This is a genomic window from Pseudomonas sp. dw_358, assembly GCF_018449655.1.
Classification (GTDB): Bacteria; Pseudomonadota; Gammaproteobacteria; order Pseudomonadales; family Pseudomonadaceae; genus Aquipseudomonas.
In genome coordinates this window covers 24,578-46,056 of record NZ_JAAVUX010000028.1, presented here as the reverse complement: position 1 = coordinate 46,056, position 21,479 = coordinate 24,578, and the positions used below count along the sequence as shown (strand labels likewise).

Below are 21,479 nucleotides of genomic sequence, written 5' to 3'. Positions count from 1 at the left end.
CGTTTCGAAAGAGGGGTTTGGCTTCAAAGTGCCCCAAGCCGCCAATGCCGCTGACAAAAGCTGGTGTGGCATGCCGTACACACTGTTTGCCGACGCCCGGCCGGTGGCCACAGGCGTGCTGGACGAAAGCGGTGAAGTACGGATCGACCATCAAACCGTGACCCGGCAGTACCGCGTCGAGTTGGCCAACGGAGTGACTTACCAGGTTCCCATTCCAACCCAGTACCGCAACGCCGAGCAGGCGCACTGGGCAAATGTCGGGGTGCACAAGCACCGCGCTGTTCATGACGCAACGCCAACGCAACCCTTCCTGCACGACAACCATCGCCAACGTTACGGCGAAGCGCTGAAGCGGCCCGCCGTCAATAAGGGAGAGGCTCAATGAAAGCAACCGACATCGTGGTTCCCGCCGTCCTCAGCGAAACCCGCCAAGCCACCTGCGCGGGAAAATGGTACGTCGACGAATCCGAATTCCCTCCTGCGTTGGCCAGTTACGACGCCCTGATCAACGGCGAAGAAACCTTCAGGGCCGTGCATCTCGCCATCGCAGCTGCGACCAAGACCGTCGATATCATCTGCTGGGGCTTTCAACCCTCGATGTTCTTCATTCGCGATGGCCAACATCCCAGCATCGGCGAACTGCTGCGCATCAAGGCCAAAGAGGGTGTAAAGGTCCGCGTGTTGGGTTGGGAGATGCTCCTGAACACTGCCGGTTTTGCCGGCGAGGCCAATCTTCCGGGCAAGGGCCCGGTGCGGTTGTGGGACCAGGAACTGCAGAATTCGACCCCGAAACAGTACGCCTACGACAAGCAATGGTTTGCCGACTGCGCGGTGCCCGGCAAGAAAGCCGCTGAAAAAGCCAATGCCAGGATCCCGCTATTTGTCAGCCGTGGCTTCAGCCGGGACGAGCGCTCGGCGATCGCCAAAGACGTGAAAGACAACAGCCTTGATAGAGACATCAGCACCGCTACCCGTCACACCCTGAGACTGAGCGCTACCCACCATCAAAAGAGCGTGCTGGTGGACTTCGAAGTCCCCGACCGAGCCGTGGGCTTCGTCATGGGGCACAACATGCTCGATGAATATTGGGACACCGACAAGCACTCCGCCTTGAATCGCTCAACCCACGACTGGCCCGAGCCCAATCGCGGTCCGCGAGGTTTTACGCCACGGCAAGACATCTCCTGCAAGGTCTCGGGTGAAATCCTCGCCTACCTGCATCACAACTTCGCCACCGCCTGGGAAAAGGAAACCGACGAGGACTTGATGCACTTGCGTGACGCCTACGAAGTAGCCCCCAGACTCGAATGCCAGGGCGACCTGCAGATTGCTCAACTACTGCGCACCCAGGCACAGGAAGGCGTGCGCGATATCGAGAAGGGCTACATGCAGGCGGTCAACAACGCCACGGACTTCATCTACATCGAAAATCAGTATTTCCGCTGGCCGCCGCTGGCCGAAAAGATCAAGCAGGTGGCATTGACGCTCAGTAAGGCGGGCAAGGACCCCGGCATTTATGGCGCGTTGCATTTGTTCGTGGTGACCAATGCCACCGATGAGGGGATCGGCTCGGGGACCGTAAACACTCAACGCATGCTCGCCAGTTTAGGGCGTGCGGACACCATTCCTGAGGTGACCAAGTTGGCACGCATCCAGGCAATCAAAAAACAGGCGCCGCCCATGCCACGCCCGGACCTGCGCGATCAGGTGGGACAACGAGAGCTCAAACAGTGGCAGGCCGAACTGGACAGCCAAATCAAGGAAGTGAATGACAGCGTGATCACCATGGAGAAGGTGCCGGGCTTGAAAGTGCACATCTGCTCGCTGGTGGCGCCCGACTCGCCGGCCGGGAAAGCGTGGATGCCGGTGTATATCCATTCGAAGTTGATGATTGTCAATGACGTTTTCACGACCCATGGGTCGGCGAATATCAACACGCGGAGTATGCAGGTTGATAGTGAGCTGAATATTGCGCATGAGTGGGTGAGTGTGACGGAGGACCTGCGCAGACGGTTGTGGGGGATGCACATGGGGTTGGATGAGACAGAGGTGCCGGATGATTCATTCGTTGCCTTTTATCAGTGGGCGCAGATACTTAAAAATAATCAACAAGCCCTGGCTGATGGCCGGGAGCCTGTGGCGCCGTTAGTCCAGTTATTTTATAAGTACAGAAAAATGGCGAATTTGGATTGAAGAAAGTGCTGAAGGTCTTGTTTTGTGTGGCGCTGGGGGCATGCCAAGTCAAAGAAGGTTTGCCGGGCAGAGAAGTGAAGGAGGTTGCTGCGTTGAACGATATCGAAAAAAAATGGGGATTTTCTTGTTCCTATGAAAAGATTCCAGCGCCGGAAGCTGCGCCAGACACGCTGTTCAAATATGCGCGATGGTTACAAAAAAATAATCAACTTACGCAGGATGACGCTATCGATAGGGAGGTTGAACGCTTGTATAGAGTGGCTTCTGAGCACGCTCACTATAAAGCAACTATCAACCTCCAGCGCGGCGCCTTATACGGCCATTGGGCGCTGAGCGGGGCGGAGCACTTACGGCTGTCTCAGCGTCTAATCGATGCTCATGTCGCCACGGGTTATTATTGGGTAGGCACGTTTTTAGAAAAAGGCCTGGCCGGGCTTAGACAAGATCCAGAAATGGCACTGCGCTATTTCAGGAAAGCTGCTGATGAAGGCAGCCCCCACGCCCAAGCGTTTCTAGGCGAACAACTCGCCCCCGTCAGCGTGGCCCCTGAGGTGGCGCTTCAACTACGTCAATGCGCTGCTCGGCAGGGTCATGGTGACGCAGCGACAATGCTAGGTATAAGCCTCAAATACAGAGCGCGGTATGAGGAAGCCTTGGTGGCTTTTCAAATGGGGGTCGCAGCAGGTGACGAAACGTCAGCGGGTTTTCTACAAGCTGGTTTTCGCGCCCCACCCAAAACGAAGACTTTAAATTATCTCGGTCAGCAAAAAGACACAGAACGTGCCGACCGTTACCAAAAAATCTTGCGAATCCTCGCCAACTACTCCTACGCCGACCCCAAAGTCCCCGAAATCAACGACATCGTCCCCCTGCCACCCGCCCCACTCCCCGAATGGGACGGCAAGCTCCAATGGCTGGAAGAACGCCTGGCCAACATTCCCCCGGAAAAACCCAGCGAAGAACTGATCAAACGCCTGGCCGACGAGAAACTGCTTGAACCCGCCACTGGCAAACCCATGCCGGGTTCCGCCAGCTTTGACGCTTCCGGTTTCCCGCTCAAAGCCTGCTACAGCGGCGATGTCTGCCCGCAAACCGGCTATTGGCAAATCATGTGGCTGCCCTATGAAGCGCGACATCAGGTCGATTTGCGGGTGACCCGGCACTTCAAGGAAGGGGAGGTCATGCCCACCCATGTCGCCGAACGCTACATCGTCCGCCATTGGCCGTTTTCGGATAAAAGGACCTTTACCGAGCAAGTGGTGCACTGGGGGTTGCTCGGATGAGTGAATTGATCCGCCCACCGTTTCCGGTGCCAGCGCAGGAAAAATGCCACGACATTATTGTCCCCGCCGTCCTCAGCGAAACCCGCCAAGCCACCTGCACGGGAAAATGGTACGTCGACGAAGCCGAATTCCCTCCCGCGCTGGCCATTTACGACGCGCTGATCAACGGCGAAGAAACGTTCAGGGCCGTGCATCTTGCCATCGCAGCTGCGACCGAAACCGTCGACATTGTTTGCTGGGGGCTTTCAAGCCTCGATGTTCTTCATTCGCGATGGCCAACATCCCGGCATCGGCGAACGGCTGCGCATCAAGGCCAGCCGGGCTTGAAAGTGCACATCGGCTCACGGGTGGCGCCCGACTCGCCGGCCGGAACGAAGTTGATGATTATCAATGACGTTTTCACGACCCATGGGTCGGCGAATATCAACACGCGGAGTAGGCAGGTTGATAGTGAGCTGAATAGTGCGCATGAGTGGGTGAGTGTGACGGAGGGTTTACGCCGTAGATTATGGGCGCAGCATTTGAACAAAGAGTTTTCAAGTGTCCCTGATGACCCCAGGGTCGCTTTTGACGTATGGGCTGAAATTATCAGCAAGAATAAAATTCTTTGACAGAAGAATCTCTCGCCTAAAGCGCCTTTGATCGAATTTATCTATGGCAGGGCACACATGGCGAACTTAGACTGATGAAAAAACAACTGATCGCTCTCTGCGTATGTATGAGTGCTTGTCACAGTGAAACGCTGCCCACTCTAAAAGAGTCTTTACCCATGTCAGCACTTTCCGATCCGAAACAAGCGTTGAGTTTTTATTGCGTTCACGAGGCATACCCTGATGTGACGCCAGAGTCCAATCTACTATTTACTTATGCTCGCTGGCTGCAGCGTAATAATGAATTGGCGCGAGATGAAGAGATTGATGTTGAGGTGGAGCGACTTTATAGGATTGCTGCCGAATATGACCACCCCAAAGCTAATGTCAATTTACAATATGGCGGTTTGCAAGGCCTTTTCAAGCTCCGGAGTGAAGAGTATTTACGTTTGAGTGAGCGCTTGATAAAAGCTGGGGTAGCGCAAGGCTATTACTTAATAGGAATTTATTTGCAAAGAGGGGGTGTGGGGCTCAAGGGGGATCCTGAAATGGCATTACGTTATTTTCGTAAGGCAGCAGATGAAGGGAATGCATCGGCACAAGCTTACGTTGGAGATAAATTAGCACCGGTTGACAGAGCACCGGATGTCGCCAGGGCTATGCGGCTTTGTGCTGCTGCGCAAGGTCATGGAGAAGCGGCCATGTTGGCGGCTCTCGATTTCCAAATCGAAGAACAGTACCACGATGCACTATTGGCCTTTCAGTTGGGTGTCAAAGCAGGGCATTCGACCTCCGCCAGTTTCATGAGCAACGGGTTTCGCGGTCCGCCAAAGTCCGATTCGCTTCATTTTCTGGGTCTGTCAGAGGACCTGGAGCGCGCCAATCGCTACCAAAAAATCTGGCGGATCCTCGCCAACTACTCCTACGCCGAGCCCAAAGTCCCCGAAATCAATGACATTGTCCCCCTGCCACCCGCCCCACTCCCCGAATGGGACGGCAAGCTCCAATGGCTGGAAGAACGCCTGGCCAACATCCCCCCGGAAAAACCCAGCGAAGAACTGATCAAACGCCTGGCCGACGAGAAACTGCTTGAACCCGCCACGGGTAGACCCATGCCCGGTTCCGCCGGCTTCGACGCCTCTGGTTTCCCGCTCAAAGCCTGCTACAGCGGCGATATCTGCCCGCAAACCGGCTATTGGCAAATCATGTGGCTGCCCTATGAAGCGCGACATCAGGTCGATTTGCGGGTGACCCGGCACTTCAAGGAAGGCGACGTCATGCCCACCCACGTCGCCGAACGTTACATCGTCCGCCATTGGCCGTTTTCGGATAAAAGGACCTTTACCGAGGAGGTGGTGCACTGGGGTTTGCTCGGATGAGTGAATTGATCCGCCCACCGCTTCCCATGCCCGCGCAGGAATGCACCGCTTGTCGAGTTTCTCTACAGCGAAGCCAATCTGAAGGATCTCGACTGATGCGGCAGATTGGCTTTGGATTGTCAGTGCTCTTGGTCGGGTGTGATTCCGACCAACTGACAACAGGCCCTCAAGAGACTCAAAAAATGATTTTACAAAGAAACCTTGAATCGCGTCTGGCATTCACGTGTGTGCATGAAAAATTTCCGGAGGTTGCTCCTGACGCCGACAGGCTTTTCAAATACGGACGTTGGCTTCAAAAGAACAACCAGCTTGCGCAGGATGAAACGATCTACCCGGAAATTGAGCGACTTTATCGGATTGCCGCCGAGCACGGGCACTACAAGGCCAACATTAACTTGCAGAACGGCACTCGCACTGGAATGTTCAAAGTGAGTGGCCATGATCGCCTCAGGTTCAGCCAGGACCTCATTGATGCGGGAGTTGCCTCTGGATACTTCCTGATGGCCACCTATCTACAACGGGGGCTGTCGACGTTGACGCAAGATCCTGAGGCGGCCCTTCAATATTTCCGCAAAGCAGCTGACGAGGGCAGTGGGCAGGCTCAGGAGTATGTCGGAGAAAAGCTCCTGAAAACGGGACTTGCATGGGAGTCGGCCTGGGCCATGCGCCGGTGTGCGGCCGAGCAGGGTATTGGAGAGGCTGCAACCATGGTCGGAATAAACCTGCAGGGAACACAAGAATATGATCAGGCCATGAGATTCTTTCAGCTGGGGGCGGCTTCTGGGAACGAGTTCTCAGCCGGGTTTCTGAGGTCTGGGTTCAAAGGCCCTCCACCCACCCACGAACTCGATTATCTGGGCCAAACTCAGGATCTTGAGCGCGCCGACCGCTACGACAAAATATGGCGCATCCTCGCCAACTACTCCTACGCCAAACCCAAAGTCCCCGAAATCAACGACATCGTCCCCCTGCCACCCGCCCCACTCCCCGAATGGGACGGCAAGCTCCAGTGGCTGGAAGAACGCCTGGCCAACATTCCCCCGGAAAAACCCAGCGAAGAACTGATCAAACGCCTGGCCGACGAGAAACTGCTTGAACCCTCCACTGGCAAACCCATGCCGGGTTCCGCCAGCTTCGACGCTTCCGGTTTCCCGCTCAAAGCCTGCTACAGCGGCGATGTCTGCCCGCAAACCGGCTATTGGCAAATCATGTGGCTGCCCTATGAAGCGCGACATCAGGTCGATTTGCGGGTGACGCGTCACCTCAAGGAAGGGGAGGTCATGCCCATCCATGTCGCCGAACGTTACCTCGTCCGCCATTGGCCGTTCCCGGATAAAAGGACCTTTACCGAGGAGGTGGTGCACTGGGGGTTGCTGAGTTAACGGTTCCTGCCACCAGACTAACGGTTGTTAGTTCGGGGTTGACGCGGGCATGGCGAGAGCCTATGGTTTGCCTACCTAACGATTGTTAGTCAAGTAAACCACCTACTTCAGGGACACGACCATGACCACCAGACTTTCGCTGTTCACCTCACCGTCAGCCTTTCCCAACCCACAACGCCTGCGCCTGTTCATGCACGAAAAGGGCATCGCCCAGCACTTCAATGAAACCGTTTATGACATGGCCCCTGGAGGGCAGCAGCGTGGCTGGCGCCACCTCAACATGAACCCTTGGGGCGAGACCCCGACCTTGCAGCTTGAGGACGGCAGCTACATCAGCGAGACCGCCGCCATCGTCCGCTACCTCGACCAGACTTTCCCTGGCCGCAAGATCATGGGTGAAACACCCTTGGAGCAAGGACTGGACAACATGTGGGACAACCGCGTCTGGGTGCACATTCTCTATCGTATCGTCACCGCCTTTCATGTCCTGCACACGGGCCTGGGGTTCAAGCTGGAGCTGACCAGGAACGAGGCCTGGGGCGAGCATTGCCGCAAGGAAGCGCTGGCCCATGCGGCGCTGGTCAATCAGCACCTGGCCGATGGTCGCCAATGGCTGCTGGGCGGCGCCGCGCCGACGTTCTCGGACATCACCCTGGCCACTGCCATTGCCTTTTCCAAGTTCCCGGTCAATGCCACGCCATTGGATGAGCGCTTCGAGTTCCTCGATGCCTACTGGCAGCGCTGGCAGGCACGCCCCAGCTTCCAGGCGGCCTATGCCGACCGCCGCAGCGGTATTCCCGAACTGGACAACGCAGGTCTACCTCACAGCAGGTAGGTTTTGGGCTAGCATGGGCGCATTCCCCTTCATCCGAATGCAAGGCACGACAATGCAAACCAACGCCCGCGAAGCCCTGCTACTGGCAGCCACGAGAATTGCCCAGTCTCAGGGCTACAACGGTCTGAACTTCCGCGACCTGGCCCAGAGTGTCGGAATCAAGGCCGCGAGCATCTACTACCACTTCCCCAGCAAGGCCGAGCTGGGCGTGGCCGTGGCGCGGCGCTATTGGCAAGACGGCGCGGCAGCCCTCGAAGTCATGACTCGGGAGACCCCGGATTCGCGAGCAGCCTTGGGTCGTTTTCCGGAGATTTTTCGCCGTTCGCTGGAGGCGGACAATCGCCTGTGTCTGGGCAGCTTCGTGGGCGCGGAAACCGACAACCTGCCCAGCGAAATGACCGATGAAATCCTGATGTTTGCCGAGGTCAATGTGGCCTGGCTGGTGTATCACCTGGTGGCGGCCAAGGTCTGTGCGGACGATGTGGCAGAAGCGCGTGCACGGGTGATTTTCGCCGCCGTGGCCGGGGCGCAATTGATCGCCCGCAGCCGTGCGGATATCAGCGTCTTTGATGACTTGATCGCCGGGTATCGGGCCTATGGTCCGTTGCCGTCCTGATTCGCACACGCTGCTCTGGCGTACGGTCAATACTGCCGCAAACGGGTGGGACCGCTCGCCACCCGGATATGCCCTTGCGCCCACAGGTGCTCGGCCCGTTCGCGCTGGCGCTCGGGGCGGTCCAGGGTGTTGGCCACGAAAGTGGTGTAGACCTGGGCGCTGGCGGCTTCGTCGATGCCCTCATACACCGTGGCCAGGACGATGTCCGACAGCCTCGGCACCCGCACCGCAATCTCGCGACTGTGGCGGGTCTTGAGGGTGCGGGCATGGGTACGTCCCCGGTGAAGGCGGCATCAGCCACAACGAAATCGAGAACGCCACCCCCGAGGACCCGGCGGCGTGCTGTGCGGTGCTGTTGCGGGCGATGGTAGGGGTGGCTTGATCCAGCGCCTTATGCCTCAGAGCCGGAAGCGGTCCACCGACTGTGCCAATTGATCGGCCAGCGCCGACATTTCATCAGTGGTGCTGGCGGTCTGGCTGATGACCCGGCTATTGCCCGCCGACATGTCGGCAATGGTGCCCACCTGATGGGCGATTTCGTTGCTGGCCAGGCTTTGCTCGCCGATGGTCCGGGTAATGTCGTTGACCCGTTGAGTGGTGCTCAGCGTCGCGTCGAGGATCTCGCGGATCGCCCGCTCGACCTCGGCGGTGACCGCCATGCCCTGATCCACCTGGGCGACCCCGGCCTCCATGCTGGTGACCGCCTCGCGGGTGCTGGACTGGATACTGGCGACCATGCTGGCGATTTCCTGGGTCGATGCGCTGGTACGCCCGGCCAGGCTGCGGACTTCGTCGGCAACCACGGCAAAACCGCGCCCTTGTTCACCCGCGCGGGCCGCTTCGATGGCTGCGTTCAGGGCCAGCAGGTTGGTCTGGTCGGCAATGCCCTTGATCACCTGAATGATGTTGAAAATGCCCTCGGACTCCTTGTCCAGCGTGCGAATGACCTGAGCCGAGGTCTGCGCCGAGCGGGCGATGCCGTCCATGTCGCTGACCACCTGATGGATCACCCTGCCGCCGTTCTGCGCCAGTGCCTCGGCCTGATGGGCCATCTGCAGCGCCTGCTGGGCGTGGCGGGCGACCTCTTCGATGCTGGCAGTCATCTCGCTGGTGGCCACCGACATGGTGCTCGCGGCCGCGCTTTGCTGCTGGCTGCTGTCGGCCACGGTGTGACACCCGCTGCTCAAGTCCCGGCTCATGCGGCTGACGTCCTGGGCGTTACGGCGCACGGCCTCGATCATCCCGCGCAGGTCCCGCTGCATGACCGCCAGGCTGCGGATCAACTGGCTGGCCTCGTCACCGTTGGACGGCTCGGCAACCGGCTCGCTGAGATTGCCATGGGCAATTCGATCGGCGATGCCACGGGCCACCTGCAAGGGCGTCATGATCCGCCGAGCCACCCACACGCCTTGGACTATCAATAGCACCACACTCACCAACAGCACCCCCAGCAACGTGAAATTGGCGTCGTGGATCGTCTGGCGAGAACTTTCGCCGCTGGCCCTGGAGTTGTTCTCTATCAGCTCGCTGAGGCTGCCCATCTGGCCCTCAAGCCTGGTGAACGCCGCCGTGAAGCTGCCCAGTTGTTGCTGGGCCTGGGCGGGGTTGTCCATCGCCAGGCCGACGATACGTTCGGCCGAGGCAATGTAGGTGTCCAGGCTCGGCTTGATCTGGCTCAACGCCGACTTGAGGGTGTCATTGAGGGGCAGCTTGAGGTTGTCATCGACCACTTGGCGAAAGTGCCCGGCATGTTCCTTGAGCCCGGCCTGAACCTCGTCACGGCTGCTATCGCTCTTGCCCAGCCCTGCCAGCATCGCCGACAGTACATCGGCGCGCAGGGCGTCGTGCATCATGTCGGCTTCCTGATGATTGCTCAGCGCAGTCATGCCGGTCTCGGCGTTGAGCATCGCCATCTCCATCCGCGCGTTGCCCAAGAAGTTGATCAGGCTGATCACCACCACGGTGAGCACACTGGTGGCGATGAGCAGCAAGAGGCGGAGTTTGATGGACATGCCGGAGCCTTCTGCGGTGGTGGAGCGTGGCCAGGGGAACACTGGTGTGCACAGGTTATCGGCGCGGCTGGGAGGGAACTGAAGAGCGTGGGCGTATTTATTTGCAACCGGTGCAGGAAACTCGCGCAGGGGACGCCTTGACCGACCTTACAGGCGATGGGGCTTCAGGCGGGTCGCGGTCGACTTTCTGCTGTTCGGTCGGCGTACTGACGACGGTGGTGTGCTGATACGATCAGCAACCCACTGCACACCAGAAGGTCTTCCATGACGACAGCTCACTACCGTTTCTGCCACGCAACCCTGCTACTGGTCGGAGCAGGGTTTGCCACCCTCACCCAGGCCGCTGCGCCCTCGGGTTACAGCCCTGCGTACGACAGCTGCATAAGCGCCGTCAGCACCACCCGCGGCATGATCGATTGCGCCGCCGCCGAAACCAGACTGCAGGACGCGCGCTTGAACGCCAACTACCAGTCAGGCATAAAGGCGCTTGATGCCGGGCAGCGAACGGCAATGCGCGACGTCCAGCGGTTGTGGATCAGGTTTCGCGACGCCGACTGCGCCCTGGCGGGCAGTTTGACCGGTGGCAGCATCGACCACGTCAACGCGCAGATGTGCCTGCTGCAGGCCACCAAGGCCCGCGCCGATCTGCTGGGGGAGAGGTTCGGGCCACAGGCTCGCTAGCGTCGCTCATGGCCGCGCCAGACACTTTACCAATTCACCGCGCAACCAGCGTTCCGCGGGGTCGGCATCCAGCGCGCCGCGCCATACCAGTGACAGCGCGATGCTGGACACGTCGAACGGCACCGGCTCGGCCTTGATATTGCCTTGGGCCACCAACGAATCGGCAACGTAGTCCGGCACCGTGGCCAACAGGCGGGTGCCGATCAGCAGGCGCGACAGTGAGCTCCACTGGGAAATGACCAGCTCCACATGCCGCCCACGGCCGAGCCGCTCAAGGTCGGTGTCGATCATGCTGTTGATGTCACCGTTGGGCGAGACGTTCACGTGCGGCCTCTGGCAGTAGGCGGCCAGGGTGTCGGCAGGCGCCGAGTCCAGGGCGCTGACCACCATCGGCCGCAGGTCGCGCAGAAAGCGCTTCTTGGCATTGGCGGGCAAATCCTTGGTCTGGCTCACTCCCAGGGAAATCTCGCCGTTGGCCAGCAGGTCCGGCATGCGCAGGCGGTCGGTGTGCCGCACGATGATCACCACGTTGGGGGCGATGCCGCGCAGGTGCTGCAAAAATTCCGGCAGCAGGCCGTACTCGACACCTTCGGACAGGCCGATGCGAAAGGTGGCGTGGCTGGACTGAGGGTTGAACACGGCGTTGTTGCTCAGCGCCAGGGACATCACGTCCAGCGCCGGACGAAGCTCCTCGAACAACCGCTCCGCGCGCGCCGTAGGCTCCATCTTGCGCCCGGTGCGGATGAACAACGGATCGCCGAAATAGACCCGCAGCCGGCGCAGCGCGGCACTGATGGCCGGCTGACCGAGGAACATCTTTTCGGCGGTTCGAGTCAGGTTGCGTTCGAGCATGAGCATCTCGAAGATCACCAGTTGGCTGAGATCGGTGTGGCGCAGGTCGGATCGGTTCATCGGGGTGTTGACCAGGGAAGAGGGCAGGATGACGCCTGTTCGTGTGGCGGCATCCTAGATTTTTGCGGAGGGGGGAAACAGCGGCGAGGCGCCAATACACTGTTGCTTTAATGGCAACAAAGCCGTCGCCCGTATCAGGTGGTTGCGACGACCACGTGCCCGCGAATCCTGCCAGCGAGCAAATCGCCGGCCTTCTCGATCACCTGCTCCAGCGCGATTTCGCGGGTCAGGCCTTCCGCTCGATCAGTCGAGAAAGCGGGCCAGGCGACTTGGGCCTGCTCGGTCATCGCCAAACAGCTTGACGGCCATCACCAACTAGAGAACCCTCGGGTCCATAACAACAAGCGTTCAGGATCCCCATGCTGCGATACACCGGCATCGCCCAGGCCCTTCACTGGCTCACTGCCGCAGCCCTGTGTCTGCTCTTGCCCTTCGTCTGGGTGGCGGAAAACTTCCCGCCCGGTCCGGTCCGAGTGTTTTGGTACATGGCCCATGAGTCCATGGGCATCAGTGTCTGGCTGATGGTGCTGATGCGCCTGACCTGGCGCTGGCGCCATCGTGCGCCGGGCTACCCGGCGGGCACGGGCCGAGTGGCCGAGGGGCTGGCCAGACTGACCCATGGCTTGCTCTATGGACTGCTGCTGGTCATGCCCGTGACCGGTTACCTGATGGCCGGCAATGGTCAGGACGTGCCGTTTTTCCGAGTGTTGAACCTGCCGGGCTTTCCCCACCAGGAAGCCCTGGGCATCGCTGCCGACAGCGTGCACGTGTGGTGTCAGTTCGCGCTGTACGGACTGATCGCCTTGCATGTCGCCGGCACGGTCTGGCACGTGGCAGTGCGCCGTGATGGTTTGCTGGAACGGATGCTGCCGCCTCAGCGGCCCCTTTGACCCGAGCCACGCTGGTCAATGGGTTGCGAGCCCTACAGCGGTTCAAACCCCGCCACCAGATAATCCATCACCCTGCTGACACGCACCGTATGGCGCAGATCCTTGTGGGTGACCAGCCAGACGTCGTAGGTCTGCGGTCGGGTCCGCTGCGGCCACACCTGCACCAGCCCGTCGCGTTTGCCCATCTGGACAGGAATCTCCCCCAGCCCCAATCCCGCCGCCAGCGCCGTACGCACCAGCAGGCTGCTGTTGGCGCTGGCCACCACTCGGGCGCCTTGCAGGGTTTCCTGCGCGAGGTTGTAACGCTCGCCGGCGTCGATATGGGCCTGAAAAGCGACCACGTCATGGCCCTTGAAGCCGCTGCCAGGTGGCGGGATGCCGCGTCGCTCCAGGTACTGGCGCGAGGCGAACAGCCCCAACGGCCAACTGGCCAGGCGGCGCACCAGCAGGTCCGGGTTGTCGGGCTTGATGGTGCGCAAGGCAATGTCGGCCTCGCGCTTGGCCAGGTTGAGCATGTCGGTGCCGGACTGGATCGACACCTGAACGTCGGGGTAACTCTCGTGCAGCCGCGCCATGGCAGGGATCACGAAATCCACGGCCAACGAGTCGGTCGAGGCGATCCGCACCAGCCCGCTGGGACGCTCGTCCAGTCCGGCGATGCGGCGCTGCAGTTCATCACCGGCGTGCTCCATCTTCTCGGCGGCGTCCAATGCGGCCTCGCCGGCAGTCGTCAGCGCATAGCCGTCGGAGGTGCGCAAGAACAGCACGGCGTTCAATGAACGTTCCAGCGCGGCGATCCGTCGGCCGACGGTGGCTTGATCGACACCCAATGCCCGCGCGGCACCGCGCAAGGTCGAGATCCGAGCCAAGGCAAGGAAAAATCGTGCGTCATCCCAATTCATACCCACTCCTGCTGATGCATATATGCATCATTGACATGCTTCATCGCTGCATTATCACACAGGTTCATCAGGGTATTCTGAATGCCTTGCGCAGGCTGATGTCCCATTCTGCAATGACTTTCGACGAGGTATTCCCATGACCCTTCCAAGCCGCATGCGCTATAGCCAGATCACCCAGCCCGGTGGCCCACAGGTGCTGCAACTGGCCGAGACCGATGTGCCGACGCCCGCCGAGCACGAATTGCTGATCAAAGTGCATGCCGCCGGCATCAACCGCCCGGATGTACTCCAGCGCGCCGGCCACTACCCCATGAAGCCGGGCTTCAGTGCGGTGCCGGGGCTGGAAGTGGCCGGTGAGGTGGTGGCTGTCGGCTCGGCGGTCGGCGAGTTCAAGGTGGGCGACCGGGTCTGCGCGCTGACCAACGGCGGCGGCTATGCCGAGTATTGCGCGGTCCCGGCCACCCAGGCGCTGGCGATACCCGAGGGCGTGGACATGATCCAGGCCGCAGCGATACCGGAAACTTTCTTCACCGTCTGGGCCAACCTGTTTGAACTGGGGCAGGCCCGGACGGGCGATACGGTGCTGATCCATGGCGGCACCAGCGGCATCGGCACCACCGCTTTGATGCTCTGCAAGGCACTGGGCATCAAGGCCTTCGCCACCGCCGGCAGCGAGGAAAAGTGCGCCCAGATCCGCGCCCTGGGCGGCGAGGCGATCAACTACCGTGAAGCCGACTTCGCCGAAGTCATCGCCCTGCAGACACACGGCAAAGGTGTGGACGTGATCCTCGATATCATGGGGGGCAGCTATTTCGACGCCAACCTGGCCTCCCTCGCGCGGCGCGGCCGCCTGGTGATCATCGGCTTCATGGGTGGCGCCTCGGTGAAGAACTTCAACCTGCTGGCGTTGATGGACAAGCAAGGCTCGGTGACCGGCTCGATGATGCGTTCACGCAGTACCGAGGAAAAAGCCGAAATCGCCCAGGCAGTGAAAGCCAATGTCTGGCCATTGCTGAGCCAGGGGCAATGCGTGCCGATGATTGACCGGGTGTTTGCACTGGACGATGCCGCGGGGGCTCATCAACGGATGGAGGAGGGGGAGCATATCGGGAAGATTGTGTTGAAGGTGGTGTGAGCAGACCGCGACATTGCCGTCCGGCAGCGGGTGTTGCCGCCAATCTGAAAGGCGGCAGATGCCCTGGATAAGTGGCTAAAGCCACATCGGCACAATCGACGCCACGATCAGCCCCCCCAGCACCGCGTTGATCAAACGCCAATGCCGCGCATGACGGACCCGGCGGCCCAGCTCGCGCCCTGCGACGCACCAGATCGACAGCGAGATCGCCGCGCAGAGCCCGAAGCTGGCGCCCATCAACCCCGCCAACGGCGCTGGCCCGCTCGCCAGATGAGTGTAGGCCGCTGCTGCGCCGCTGGTCATAGCCCAGCCTTTGGGGTTGTGCCACAGCAGGGCGATGGCGGCGAAATAACCCACGGGCCGCGTCGCCGCGTTGGCCGCACCCGGTGCTGGCGCGCGCGCCACTTTCCACGCCAGCCACAGCAAATACAGGGTGCCGACGGTTTTCAGGCCCGCTGCCAACGAGCTGTTGAGCAACAGCACATTGGCCAGCCCGAACGCCGCGGCAGCCGCCATGCTGGCCAGCCCGGTGGCAATGCCGAGAATGAAGGGGATCGAGTGGCGGAACCCGAACTGCGCGCCGCTGGCAGTCGCCAAGGTCGTGGCGCCACCTGGGCTGAAGGTGGCGCTCATGCTGAAAATTGCCAAAGGCCAGAAACTGTCGATACCCATGAGTGGCTCGGATCGAGGAGGGGAAACCCAGCCTAAGACGCAGAAAAGGATTAGCATAACGAATGTTGTTAATCGCTAGTATCAGGGAGTCTAATACCTCAATGCCACGTGACCTTGATCTCGGTCTACTGCGAACATTCGTTGCCATCCACGAGTGCGGCAGTATGTCCGCGGCCGCCCCCCTGCTGCATCTGACCCAAGGTGCCATCAGCCAGCAGGTCAAGCGTCTGGAAAGCCTCTTCGACACCCCTGTGTTCGACCGCCAGCAACGTCGCCTGCACCTGACCGAGGCCGGCGAGCGGCTGCTGCTCAAGGCACGGGCGCTGCTGGCGCTCAATGATCAGCTGTGGGCCGAAATGACCCAGCCGAGCCTCAGCGGCAAGGTGCGCTTCGGTGTGCCCTATGACCTGATGGGCCAGGCGTTGGCGTCGGCGTTGAAAGCCTATGAGCTGGCCTGGCCGCAGGTCGAGGTGACGCTGATGTGCGGGGCTTCGTCGGAACTGGCCGCCGCGATCGAGCGTGGCGAGCTGGACCTGGCACTGGTCGAGGCGCCGGTGGCGCAAGCGTGCGAACCGCGCGAACCGCGCTTCAAGGTCCAGTGCCTGCGCGTCGAACGTCTAGTATGGGTGGGGGCCAGCGGTGGCAGTGCGCTGTGCAAGCAGCCGTTGCCGGTCTCGCTGGTCGACCAGAACTGCGCGTTTCGCCCGCTGATCGTAGCGGCGCTGCAGGCGCAAGGACGCACCTGGCGCACGGTGTACGAGTCCGGCAACCTTGAAGCCACCTGTGCCACCGTCCGCGCCGACGTCGCCGTGACCGCCTGGCTGGGGTTCACTGTGCCCTGCGACTTGCAGATCATCGCCGATGACTGCGGGCTGCCGGCATTGCCGCCCTTTGCGATCAATCTGTATCAGCGGGCCGAGGACGGCGCATTGGCGACGTATGCGTTGGCGTCAGCAGTAGCAGGGGTATTCGGCGCAGCGGGTCGGGCCTGATGCGGTCAATCGCCCGACGCTCGCGATCGACCGCACACCGTTGCCGTCATGATCCGCGCTGGCTCAAAGCCCCATGTCGATGGTCTGAGGATCCGGCCCCAGCCGGCTGGTCTGCTTGATCTGCGCAATCGCTTGCAACTCCTGTTCGCTGAGCTCGAAATCGAACACATCGATGTTGGCTGCAATGCGTTGAGCGTTGGACGAGCGCGGAATCACCACGTGGCCATTTTGCAGGTGCCAGCGCAGGATCACATGGGCCGGGGTCTTGCCGTGACGCTGGGCAATCTCGGTGAACAGTGGCAGGTGCAGCAGTTCGCCGCCCTGGCCCAGCGGGCTCCAGGACTCGGTGACGATGCCTTTGTCCCGGCACCATTGACTCAGTTCGGCTTGATTGAAGTCCGGATGGATTTCGATCTGGTTGACCGAGGGCACCACGCCGGTGTCATCGATGATGTGGGTCAGGTGGTCGGCGTTGAAATTGGAGACGCCGATGGAGCGTACCCGGCCTTCCTGCTGCAGGCGCACGAAGGCTTTCCAGGTGTCGCGGTAGGTGCCTTTTTTCGGGATGGCCCAGTGAATCAGGTACAGGTCGAGGGTTTCCAGGCCGAGCTTCTTCAAGCTGGCGTCAAACGCGCGCAGGGTGCTGTCGAAGCCCTGGTCGGCGTTCCACAGTTTGGTGGTGATGAAGATCTGCTCGCGCGCCAGGTCGCTCTCGGCCACAGCGCGGCCGACCCCGGCTTCGTTGCCGTAGATCATCGCCGTGTCGATATGCCGGTAGCCGGCGGCGAGTGCGGCCTTGGACGAGGCGTAAGCCTGATCGTCATCCAATTGCCAGACGCCCAGGCCCAGTTGCGGGATCTGTACGCCGTCGTTGAGGGTGATCAGTGGGGCGGATGCCATGAGGGTCTCCTGAAGGTGATGAAGGTCTGCATCATTCGAGGGGGGGCAAGCTGGCAAAGTTGCGTCGGATCGACATGAAATCGTCGACAGGCCACTCACGGGCAGGCCGATCTGGCCAGCTCGTTGGCTAAATCAGGAAGAGGGAAGGGTCATCGGGCCTTATTGTTGACTGACTGACCGCTCTTCTATATGTTCGGCTCATCAGTCAACGGATCAGCCCATGGCACGCCCTCGCAGTGACGAAAAACGCAACGCCATCCTCGCCGCCGCCACACGCATCATTTCGGCGCAAGGCTTGAGCGCGCCGACAGCAGCGATCGCGAAAGCGGCAGGCGTCTCCAACGGGGCGCTGTTCACCTATTTCGAGACCAAATCGGATCTGCTCAATGCGCTCTATCTGCACCTGAAGGCCGAGTTGGCGAAATCGACAATGATCACGGTTGCGCCCCATGAGGACGTGCATGAACAACTGCGTTCGGTATGGGATCAGTGGCTGCACTGGGCGATTTCCCATCCGCACGAACGCAAGGCGATTGCCTGTCTGGCGGTCTGCGAAGACTTGACGCCCGCCACCCGTGAAGCCGCGAGCCAGGCGTTCAGTGAAGTCGCTGGGTTGCTCGACCGCGTTCGTGCCAACGGGTCGATGCGCGATACCCCGCTGCTGTTCGTCGGCTCACTGGTCATGGCGCTGATGGATGCCACCACCCAGTACATGGCCGACGACAAGGCCCACGCATCGGTTCACTTGCGCACCGGGTTCGAGGCGCTGTGGCGCATGCTCGGCTGATTTTTTCTCATTCAAAAGAGTGACTGGACAATCATGATGACGATCAAGCGTATTCAAGCAGCACTCTGTGGTGGGCACACACAGGGTCGGTGGGGGCGCTGCTCCTCACGGCCGGCAGGCGTCACCGCGGCATCCCCACAGTTCAAGGCGGGCAAATTTCGTAATCCGGTGCCGATGCACAAGCAGAGCCTCGCTCAAGTGATTCGCCTGATCTGGACCTTTGCTTTCAACAAGCCGGCCGGCACGGTACCCGAGCAGCCGATCACGGTGCGGCCACTGACTCGAAGCCTGTTGCAGGGTGCGCCCGACAACACGCTCTACCGCCTCGGCCATTCGACGCTGCTGATCAAGCTGGCGGGGGCGTTCTACCTCACCGACCCGGTGTTTTCCAAACGCGCTTCACCGGTGCAATGGGCAGGACCTGCGCGCTTTCACGAAACGCCAATCGGGATCGATGATCTGCCGCCCATCAGGGCGGTGATTCTATCCCATGACCATTACGATCACCTTGACCGCGCCACGGTGCTGGCACTGGCGGCCAAGACCCGTCACTTCCTCACGCCCCTGGGCGTTGGCGACCGCCTGATCGGTTGGGGCATTGATAAAGCCAAGGTGAAGATGCTCGATTGGTGGCAAGAGCTGGAGCTGGATGGCGTGCGCCTGGCGGCCACACCAGCCCAGCATTTTTCCGGCCGTGGCGTGCGCGATGGCAACGCCACCTTGTGGGCCTCCTGGGTCATCTTGCACAAGGACCTGCGGTTATTCTTCAGCGGTGACACCGGCTACTTTTCCGGATTCAAACAGATCGGTGCCCAGTACGGCCCGTTCGATGTCGCGTTGCTGGAAACCGGCGCCTACGATGCGCAATGGCCGGATGTGCACATGCAGCCGGAGGAAACGCTGCAAGCCTTCATGGATCTGAACGCCAACTGGCTGGTCCCGGTGCACAACGGCACGTTCGATCTCGGGCTGCACCGTTGGCAGGATCCCTTCGAACGCATCACGGCTTTGGCGCGCGCACAGGGCGTGGCAATCTCGACGCCGGAAATGGGCGAGCCGCTCGATCTGAAACGGCCCCATGCCGGGCGGCCCTGGTGGCGGGCGCTGAAGTAAGTCGCCTCAATCGTTGCCCAGCTTGCCCGTAAAGGTCGTGCCGATCCCTGCCCCGGTCGCGGCCGGCGAACACCGGCTCGACAAGGCGCCACGTGTGTTGATCACAGCCAAAGCCATGGGCAACTAACTGCGTGACGGGGCCACGCCACCGATGTGACGCGCGCCGGCAAGCGATCTGAGTGCACTTTGCGCCTGCCTTGTGGGTCGCAGACAGTGGCCGTCTGACCCTCCACGTCGCGTTTTACCTGCACTCACACCACAAAACCCGCAAACCGTCCGGCAGATGGCAGAATCTCCCCACTTGAACGTTTCGGAGACCCCCATGCTTCGTGTATTTGAACGAAGGCTCGACCCTTTTCCGCCCGACGAGGCACCACCGCCGCCCGACGGGCTTGGCCGCTTTCTCTGGGCCTGCACCCGTGGCGCCCGGGGCTATGTCCTGGCACTGGCGCTGCTCAGCGCCGCTGTGTCGGTCTACGAGGCCTGGCTGTTCTCCTTCCTCGGTCAGGTGGTGGACCTGCTGTCCACCTGGCAGGCCGGCAGCAATGCCGACGGCCGGGAAGACCCTGTGCTGTGGGGCATTGCCTTGGTGATGGTCGCCAGTATCGGCCTGGTGGCATTGCGCACCATGGTCCAGCACCAGATCCTGGCGATCAACCTTCCGTTGCGGCTGCGCTGGGACTTCCATCGCCTGATGCTCAAGCAAAGCCTGTCGTTCTTCTCCGATGAGTTCTCCGGCCGGGTCACCACCAAAGTGATGCAGACGGCTTTGGCCGTGCGCGATGTGCTGTTCACCCTGATCGAGATCCTCCCGGGCATTGGCGTGTACTTCATTGCCATCATCGCCCTGGCCGGCGGCTTCGCGTTGAAACTGATGCTGCCGTTTCTGGCCTGGGTCGCGCTGTTCGGGTTGGCGATGTACTACTTCGTGCCGCGTCTGGGCAAAGTCGGCCAGGAACAGGCCCACGCGCGCTCGTCGATGACCGGGCGCATCTCCGATGCCTACACCAACATCACCACGGTAAAACTGTTCTCCCATTCCAACCGCGAAGCCCATTTCGCCCGTGCGGCGATGGAAGACTTCAAGCACACCGGGTTTCGCCAGATGCGCCTGGTCAGCCTGTTCGAGATCGTCAACCAGGCCCTGGTCGTCGGTTTGCTCATGGCCGCCGGCGGTTACGCGTTGTGGTTGTGGCATCTGGGCGAAATCGGCACCGGTGCCGTGGCGGCCGTTACCGCCATGGCGCTGCGGATCAATGGCATGTCGCACTGGATCATGTGGCAGATGACCTCGCTGTTCGAGAACATCGGCACCGTGCAGGACGGCATGGGCACCCTGACCCGCGGTGCCAAGGTCCAGGACGCGCCCGACGCCCGCCCACTGGTGACCACCGGCGGCGCGGTGACGTTCGACGATGTTGGCTTCAACTACAGCGGTGAGCGCCAGGTGCTCGCCGGCCTGAGCCTGAGCATTCGTGCGGGGGAGAAAATCGGTCTGGTGGGACGCTCCGGCGCAGGCAAGTCGACGCTGATCAACTTGCTGCTGCGTTTTTACGACGTCGACAGCGGGCAGATTCGCATCGATGGGCAAGACATTGCCCAAGTGACGCAGGACAGCCTGCGCAGCGCCATCGGCATGGTGACCCAGGACACCTCGCTGCTGCACCGCTCGATTCGCGACAACATCGCCTACGGGCGCCCTGATGCAACTGACGAACAAGTCCGCCGCGCAGCCGCCGACGCCCAGGCCGATGGTTTCATCCGCCAGTTGAGCGACAAGCAAGGCCATACCGGCTACGACACCCTGGTAGGCGAGCGCGGCATCAAGCTGTCCGGCGGCCAACGCCAGCGCGTGGCCATTGCCCGGGTCATGCTCAAGAACGCGCCGATTCTGTTGCTGGACGAAGCCACCAGCGCGTTGGACTCGGAAGTCGAGGTGGCGATCCAGGAAAGTCTCGACGAAATGATGCAGGGCAAGACCGTGATCGCCATCGCCCACCGACTCTCGACCATTGCCGCCATGGACCGGCTGATCGTCATGGATGACGGGCGCATCATCGAGCAGGGCACCCACAGCGAGCTGCTGGCCAGGAACGGCGTGTATGCGCGGCTCTGGCAGCATCAGAGTGGCGGGTTTCTGGGGGAGGACAAGGGCGTTGCCCAGGCGATGGATCAGGTGCAGGGTTGAGCAGCGTGACGGTCGGG

21 protein-coding genes and 2 pseudogenes are annotated in these 21,479 nt (G+C 61.0%); 16 read left to right on the top strand and 7 right to left on the bottom strand.

Annotation, left to right across the window (positions count from 1 at the left end):
• The 8 genes and pseudogenes from HB675_RS25210 to HB675_RS25175 all read left to right on the top strand — a co-directional run.
• Positions 1-385 (top strand): annotated as a pseudogene (locus tag HB675_RS25210) (type VI secretion system tip protein VgrG); the annotation flags it as partial.
• Positions 382-2,193: a phospholipase gene (locus HB675_RS25205; RefSeq protein WP_213881884.1), complete on the top strand. Its 1,812-nt coding sequence runs from the start codon at positions 382-384 to the stop codon at positions 2,191-2,193. The pseudogene HB675_RS25210 and the gene HB675_RS25205, both read left to right, overlap by 4 nt.
• A gap of 5 nt (positions 2,194-2,198) precedes the next feature.
• Positions 2,199-3,476 carry a DUF6396 domain-containing protein gene (locus HB675_RS25200; protein WP_345945799.1) on the top strand — a complete coding sequence of 426 codons (1,278 nt, stop codon included), beginning with the start codon at positions 2,199-2,201 and terminating at the stop codon, positions 3,474-3,476.
• The gene (locus tag HB675_RS25195) at positions 3,473-4,087 is read left to right on the top strand and encodes a hypothetical protein (RefSeq protein WP_213881882.1); all 615 of its coding nucleotides are present in this window, start codon (positions 3,473-3,475) and stop codon (positions 4,085-4,087) included. Before HB675_RS25200 ends, HB675_RS25195 begins: the two co-directional genes overlap by 4 nt.
• Positions 4,088-4,161: 74 nt before the next feature.
• Positions 4,162-5,445: a DUF6396 domain-containing protein gene (locus HB675_RS25190; RefSeq protein WP_213881881.1), complete on the top strand. Its 1,284-nt coding sequence runs from the start codon at positions 4,162-4,164 to the stop codon at positions 5,443-5,445.
• 95 nt (positions 5,446-5,540) lie between these two features.
• Complete coding sequence (locus HB675_RS25185; RefSeq protein ID WP_213881880.1) at positions 5,541-6,827, top strand: DUF6396 domain-containing protein; 1,287 nt, start codon at positions 5,541-5,543, stop codon at positions 6,825-6,827.
• A gap of 121 nt (positions 6,828-6,948) precedes the next feature.
• A complete protein-coding gene (locus HB675_RS25180) occupies positions 6,949-7,662 on the top strand; it encodes a glutathione S-transferase N-terminal domain-containing protein (protein WP_213881879.1) in 714 nt (237 codons plus the stop codon).
• Positions 7,663-7,714: 52 nt separating this feature from the next.
• Positions 7,715-8,278 (top strand): TetR/AcrR family transcriptional regulator, encoded by a 564-nt coding sequence (locus HB675_RS25175; RefSeq protein ID WP_213881878.1) that lies wholly within the window; start codon positions 7,715-7,717, stop codon positions 8,276-8,278.
• A gap of 26 nt (positions 8,279-8,304) precedes the next feature.
• On the opposite strand, the gene HB675_RS25170 is transcribed toward HB675_RS25175, so the two are convergent.
• On the bottom strand, positions 8,305-8,505 hold the full coding sequence (locus HB675_RS25170) for a hypothetical protein (protein ID WP_213881877.1): 201 nt from the start codon (positions 8,503-8,505) through the stop codon (positions 8,305-8,307).
• Positions 8,506-8,549: 44 nt separating this feature from the next.
• Between HB675_RS25170 and HB675_RS26055 the strand changes: the two are divergent.
• Positions 8,550-8,660, top strand: a pseudogene (locus tag HB675_RS26055) (hypothetical protein); the annotation flags it as partial.
• A gap of 16 nt (positions 8,661-8,676) precedes the next feature.
• Here the strand turns inward: HB675_RS26055 and HB675_RS25165 are convergent.
• Positions 8,677-10,290 (bottom strand): methyl-accepting chemotaxis protein, encoded by a 1,614-nt coding sequence (locus HB675_RS25165; protein ID WP_213881876.1) that lies wholly within the window; start codon positions 10,288-10,290, stop codon positions 8,677-8,679.
• 264 nt (positions 10,291-10,554) lie between these two features.
• Between HB675_RS25165 and HB675_RS25160 the strand changes: the two genes are divergently transcribed.
• Positions 10,555-10,971 carry a lysozyme inhibitor LprI family protein gene (locus HB675_RS25160; RefSeq protein ID WP_213881875.1) on the top strand — a complete coding sequence of 139 codons (417 nt, stop codon included), beginning with the start codon at positions 10,555-10,557 and terminating at the stop codon, positions 10,969-10,971.
• Positions 10,972-10,977: 6 nt separating this feature from the next.
• Here the strand turns inward: HB675_RS25160 and HB675_RS25155 are convergent, their stop codons facing one another.
• Together HB675_RS25155 and HB675_RS25150 are read right to left on the bottom strand one after the other, a co-directional pair.
• Complete coding sequence (locus tag HB675_RS25155; RefSeq protein WP_213881874.1) at positions 10,978-11,883, bottom strand: LysR family transcriptional regulator; 906 nt, start codon at positions 11,881-11,883, stop codon at positions 10,978-10,980.
• Positions 11,884-12,017: 134 nt separating this feature from the next.
• Entirely contained in the window at positions 12,018-12,170 is a 153-nt protein-coding gene (locus HB675_RS25150; RefSeq protein WP_213881873.1) for a hypothetical protein, read from the bottom strand.
• Between the two features lie 72 nt (positions 12,171-12,242).
• Between HB675_RS25150 and HB675_RS25145 the strand changes: the two genes are divergently transcribed.
• Positions 12,243-12,773 carry a cytochrome b gene (locus HB675_RS25145; RefSeq protein ID WP_213881872.1) on the top strand — a complete coding sequence of 177 codons (531 nt, stop codon included), beginning with the start codon at positions 12,243-12,245 and terminating at the stop codon, positions 12,771-12,773.
• Between the two features lie 32 nt (positions 12,774-12,805).
• On the opposite strand, the gene HB675_RS25140 is transcribed toward HB675_RS25145, so the two are convergent.
• Positions 12,806-13,675: a LysR family transcriptional regulator gene (locus HB675_RS25140; protein ID WP_213881871.1), complete on the bottom strand. Its 870-nt coding sequence runs from the start codon at positions 13,673-13,675 to the stop codon at positions 12,806-12,808.
• A gap of 136 nt (positions 13,676-13,811) precedes the next feature.
• Between HB675_RS25140 and HB675_RS25135 the strand changes: the two genes are divergently transcribed.
• Positions 13,812-14,810 carry an NAD(P)H-quinone oxidoreductase gene (locus tag HB675_RS25135; protein WP_213881870.1) on the top strand — a complete coding sequence of 333 codons (999 nt, stop codon included), beginning with the start codon at positions 13,812-13,814 and terminating at the stop codon, positions 14,808-14,810.
• A gap of 75 nt (positions 14,811-14,885) precedes the next feature.
• Here HB675_RS25135 and HB675_RS25130 read toward each other — a convergent pair whose 3' ends face one another.
• Positions 14,886-15,482: a LysE family translocator gene (locus HB675_RS25130; RefSeq protein WP_213881869.1), complete on the bottom strand. Its 597-nt coding sequence runs from the start codon at positions 15,480-15,482 to the stop codon at positions 14,886-14,888.
• Between the two features lie 62 nt (positions 15,483-15,544).
• Here HB675_RS25130 and HB675_RS25125 point away from each other — a divergent pair, with 62 nt between their 5' ends.
• Positions 15,545-16,474 carry a LysR family transcriptional regulator gene (locus HB675_RS25125; protein WP_345945798.1) on the top strand — a complete coding sequence of 310 codons (930 nt, stop codon included), beginning with the start codon at positions 15,545-15,547 and terminating at the stop codon, positions 16,472-16,474.
• 63 nt (positions 16,475-16,537) lie between these two features.
• Here the strand turns inward: HB675_RS25125 and HB675_RS25120 are convergent, their stop codons facing one another.
• On the bottom strand, positions 16,538-17,374 hold the full coding sequence (locus HB675_RS25120) for an aldo/keto reductase (RefSeq protein ID WP_213881867.1): 837 nt from the start codon (positions 17,372-17,374) through the stop codon (positions 16,538-16,540).
• A 220-nt stretch (positions 17,375-17,594) separates the two neighbouring features.
• On the opposite strand from HB675_RS25120, the gene HB675_RS25115 reads away from it, so the two are divergent.
• The 3 genes from HB675_RS25115 (at position 17,595) to HB675_RS25105 (ending at position 21,462) form a co-directional block, all read left to right on the top strand.
• Positions 17,595-18,161: a TetR/AcrR family transcriptional regulator gene (locus HB675_RS25115; protein ID WP_213881866.1), complete on the top strand. Its 567-nt coding sequence runs from the start codon at positions 17,595-17,597 to the stop codon at positions 18,159-18,161.
• Positions 18,162-18,197: 36 nt separating this feature from the next.
• Entirely contained in the window at positions 18,198-19,274 is a 1,077-nt protein-coding gene (locus tag HB675_RS25110) for an MBL fold metallo-hydrolase (RefSeq protein WP_213881865.1), read from the top strand.
• Positions 19,275-19,596: 322 nt separating this feature from the next.
• The gene (locus tag HB675_RS25105) at positions 19,597-21,462 is read left to right on the top strand and encodes an ABC transporter ATP-binding protein (protein ID WP_213881864.1); all 1,866 of its coding nucleotides are present in this window, start codon (positions 19,597-19,599) and stop codon (positions 21,460-21,462) included.
• The last annotated feature ends 17 nt before the right edge of the window (positions 21,463-21,479 follow it).

Excerpts from the sequence above, each read along its gene's own strand:
- HB675_RS25205 (WP_213881884.1), top strand. The coding sequence starts at position 382 with ATGAAAGCAACCGACATCGTGGTTCCCGCCGTCCTCAGCGAAACCCGC.
- HB675_RS25195 (WP_213881882.1), top strand. The coding sequence starts at position 3,473 with ATGAGTGAATTGATCCGCCCACCGTTTCCGGTGCCAGCGCAGGAAAAA.
- HB675_RS25190 (WP_213881881.1), top strand. The coding sequence starts at position 4,162 with ATGAAAAAACAACTGATCGCTCTCTGCGTATGTATGAGTGCTTGTCAC.
- HB675_RS25185 (WP_213881880.1), top strand. The coding sequence starts at position 5,541 with ATGCGGCAGATTGGCTTTGGATTGTCAGTGCTCTTGGTCGGGTGTGAT.
- HB675_RS25180 (WP_213881879.1), top strand. The coding sequence starts at position 6,949 with ATGACCACCAGACTTTCGCTGTTCACCTCACCGTCAGCCTTTCCCAAC.
- HB675_RS25175 (WP_213881878.1), top strand. The coding sequence starts at position 7,715 with ATGCAAACCAACGCCCGCGAAGCCCTGCTACTGGCAGCCACGAGAATT.
- HB675_RS25165 (WP_213881876.1), bottom strand. The coding sequence starts at position 10,290 with ATGTCCATCAAACTCCGCCTCTTGCTGCTCATCGCCACCAGTGTGCTC.
- HB675_RS25160 (WP_213881875.1), top strand. The coding sequence starts at position 10,555 with ATGACGACAGCTCACTACCGTTTCTGCCACGCAACCCTGCTACTGGTC.
- HB675_RS25155 (WP_213881874.1), bottom strand. The coding sequence starts at position 11,883 with ATGAACCGATCCGACCTGCGCCACACCGATCTCAGCCAACTGGTGATC.
- HB675_RS25150 (WP_213881873.1), bottom strand. The coding sequence starts at position 12,170 with ATGACCGAGCAGGCCCAAGTCGCCTGGCCCGCTTTCTCGACTGATCGA.
- HB675_RS25145 (WP_213881872.1), top strand. The coding sequence starts at position 12,243 with ATGCTGCGATACACCGGCATCGCCCAGGCCCTTCACTGGCTCACTGCC.
- HB675_RS25140 (WP_213881871.1), bottom strand. The coding sequence starts at position 13,675 with ATGAATTGGGATGACGCACGATTTTTCCTTGCCTTGGCTCGGATCTCG.
- HB675_RS25135 (WP_213881870.1), top strand. The coding sequence starts at position 13,812 with ATGACCCTTCCAAGCCGCATGCGCTATAGCCAGATCACCCAGCCCGGT.
- HB675_RS25130 (WP_213881869.1), bottom strand. The coding sequence starts at position 15,482 with ATGGGTATCGACAGTTTCTGGCCTTTGGCAATTTTCAGCATGAGCGCC.
- HB675_RS25125 (WP_345945798.1), top strand. The coding sequence starts at position 15,545 with ATGTTGTTAATCGCTAGTATCAGGGAGTCTAATACCTCAATGCCACGT.
- HB675_RS25120 (WP_213881867.1), bottom strand. The coding sequence starts at position 17,374 with ATGGCATCCGCCCCACTGATCACCCTCAACGACGGCGTACAGATCCCG.
- HB675_RS25115 (WP_213881866.1), top strand. The coding sequence starts at position 17,595 with ATGGCACGCCCTCGCAGTGACGAAAAACGCAACGCCATCCTCGCCGCC.
- HB675_RS25110 (WP_213881865.1), top strand. The coding sequence starts at position 18,198 with ATGACGATCAAGCGTATTCAAGCAGCACTCTGTGGTGGGCACACACAG.
- HB675_RS25105 (WP_213881864.1), top strand. The coding sequence starts at position 19,597 with ATGCTTCGTGTATTTGAACGAAGGCTCGACCCTTTTCCGCCCGACGAG.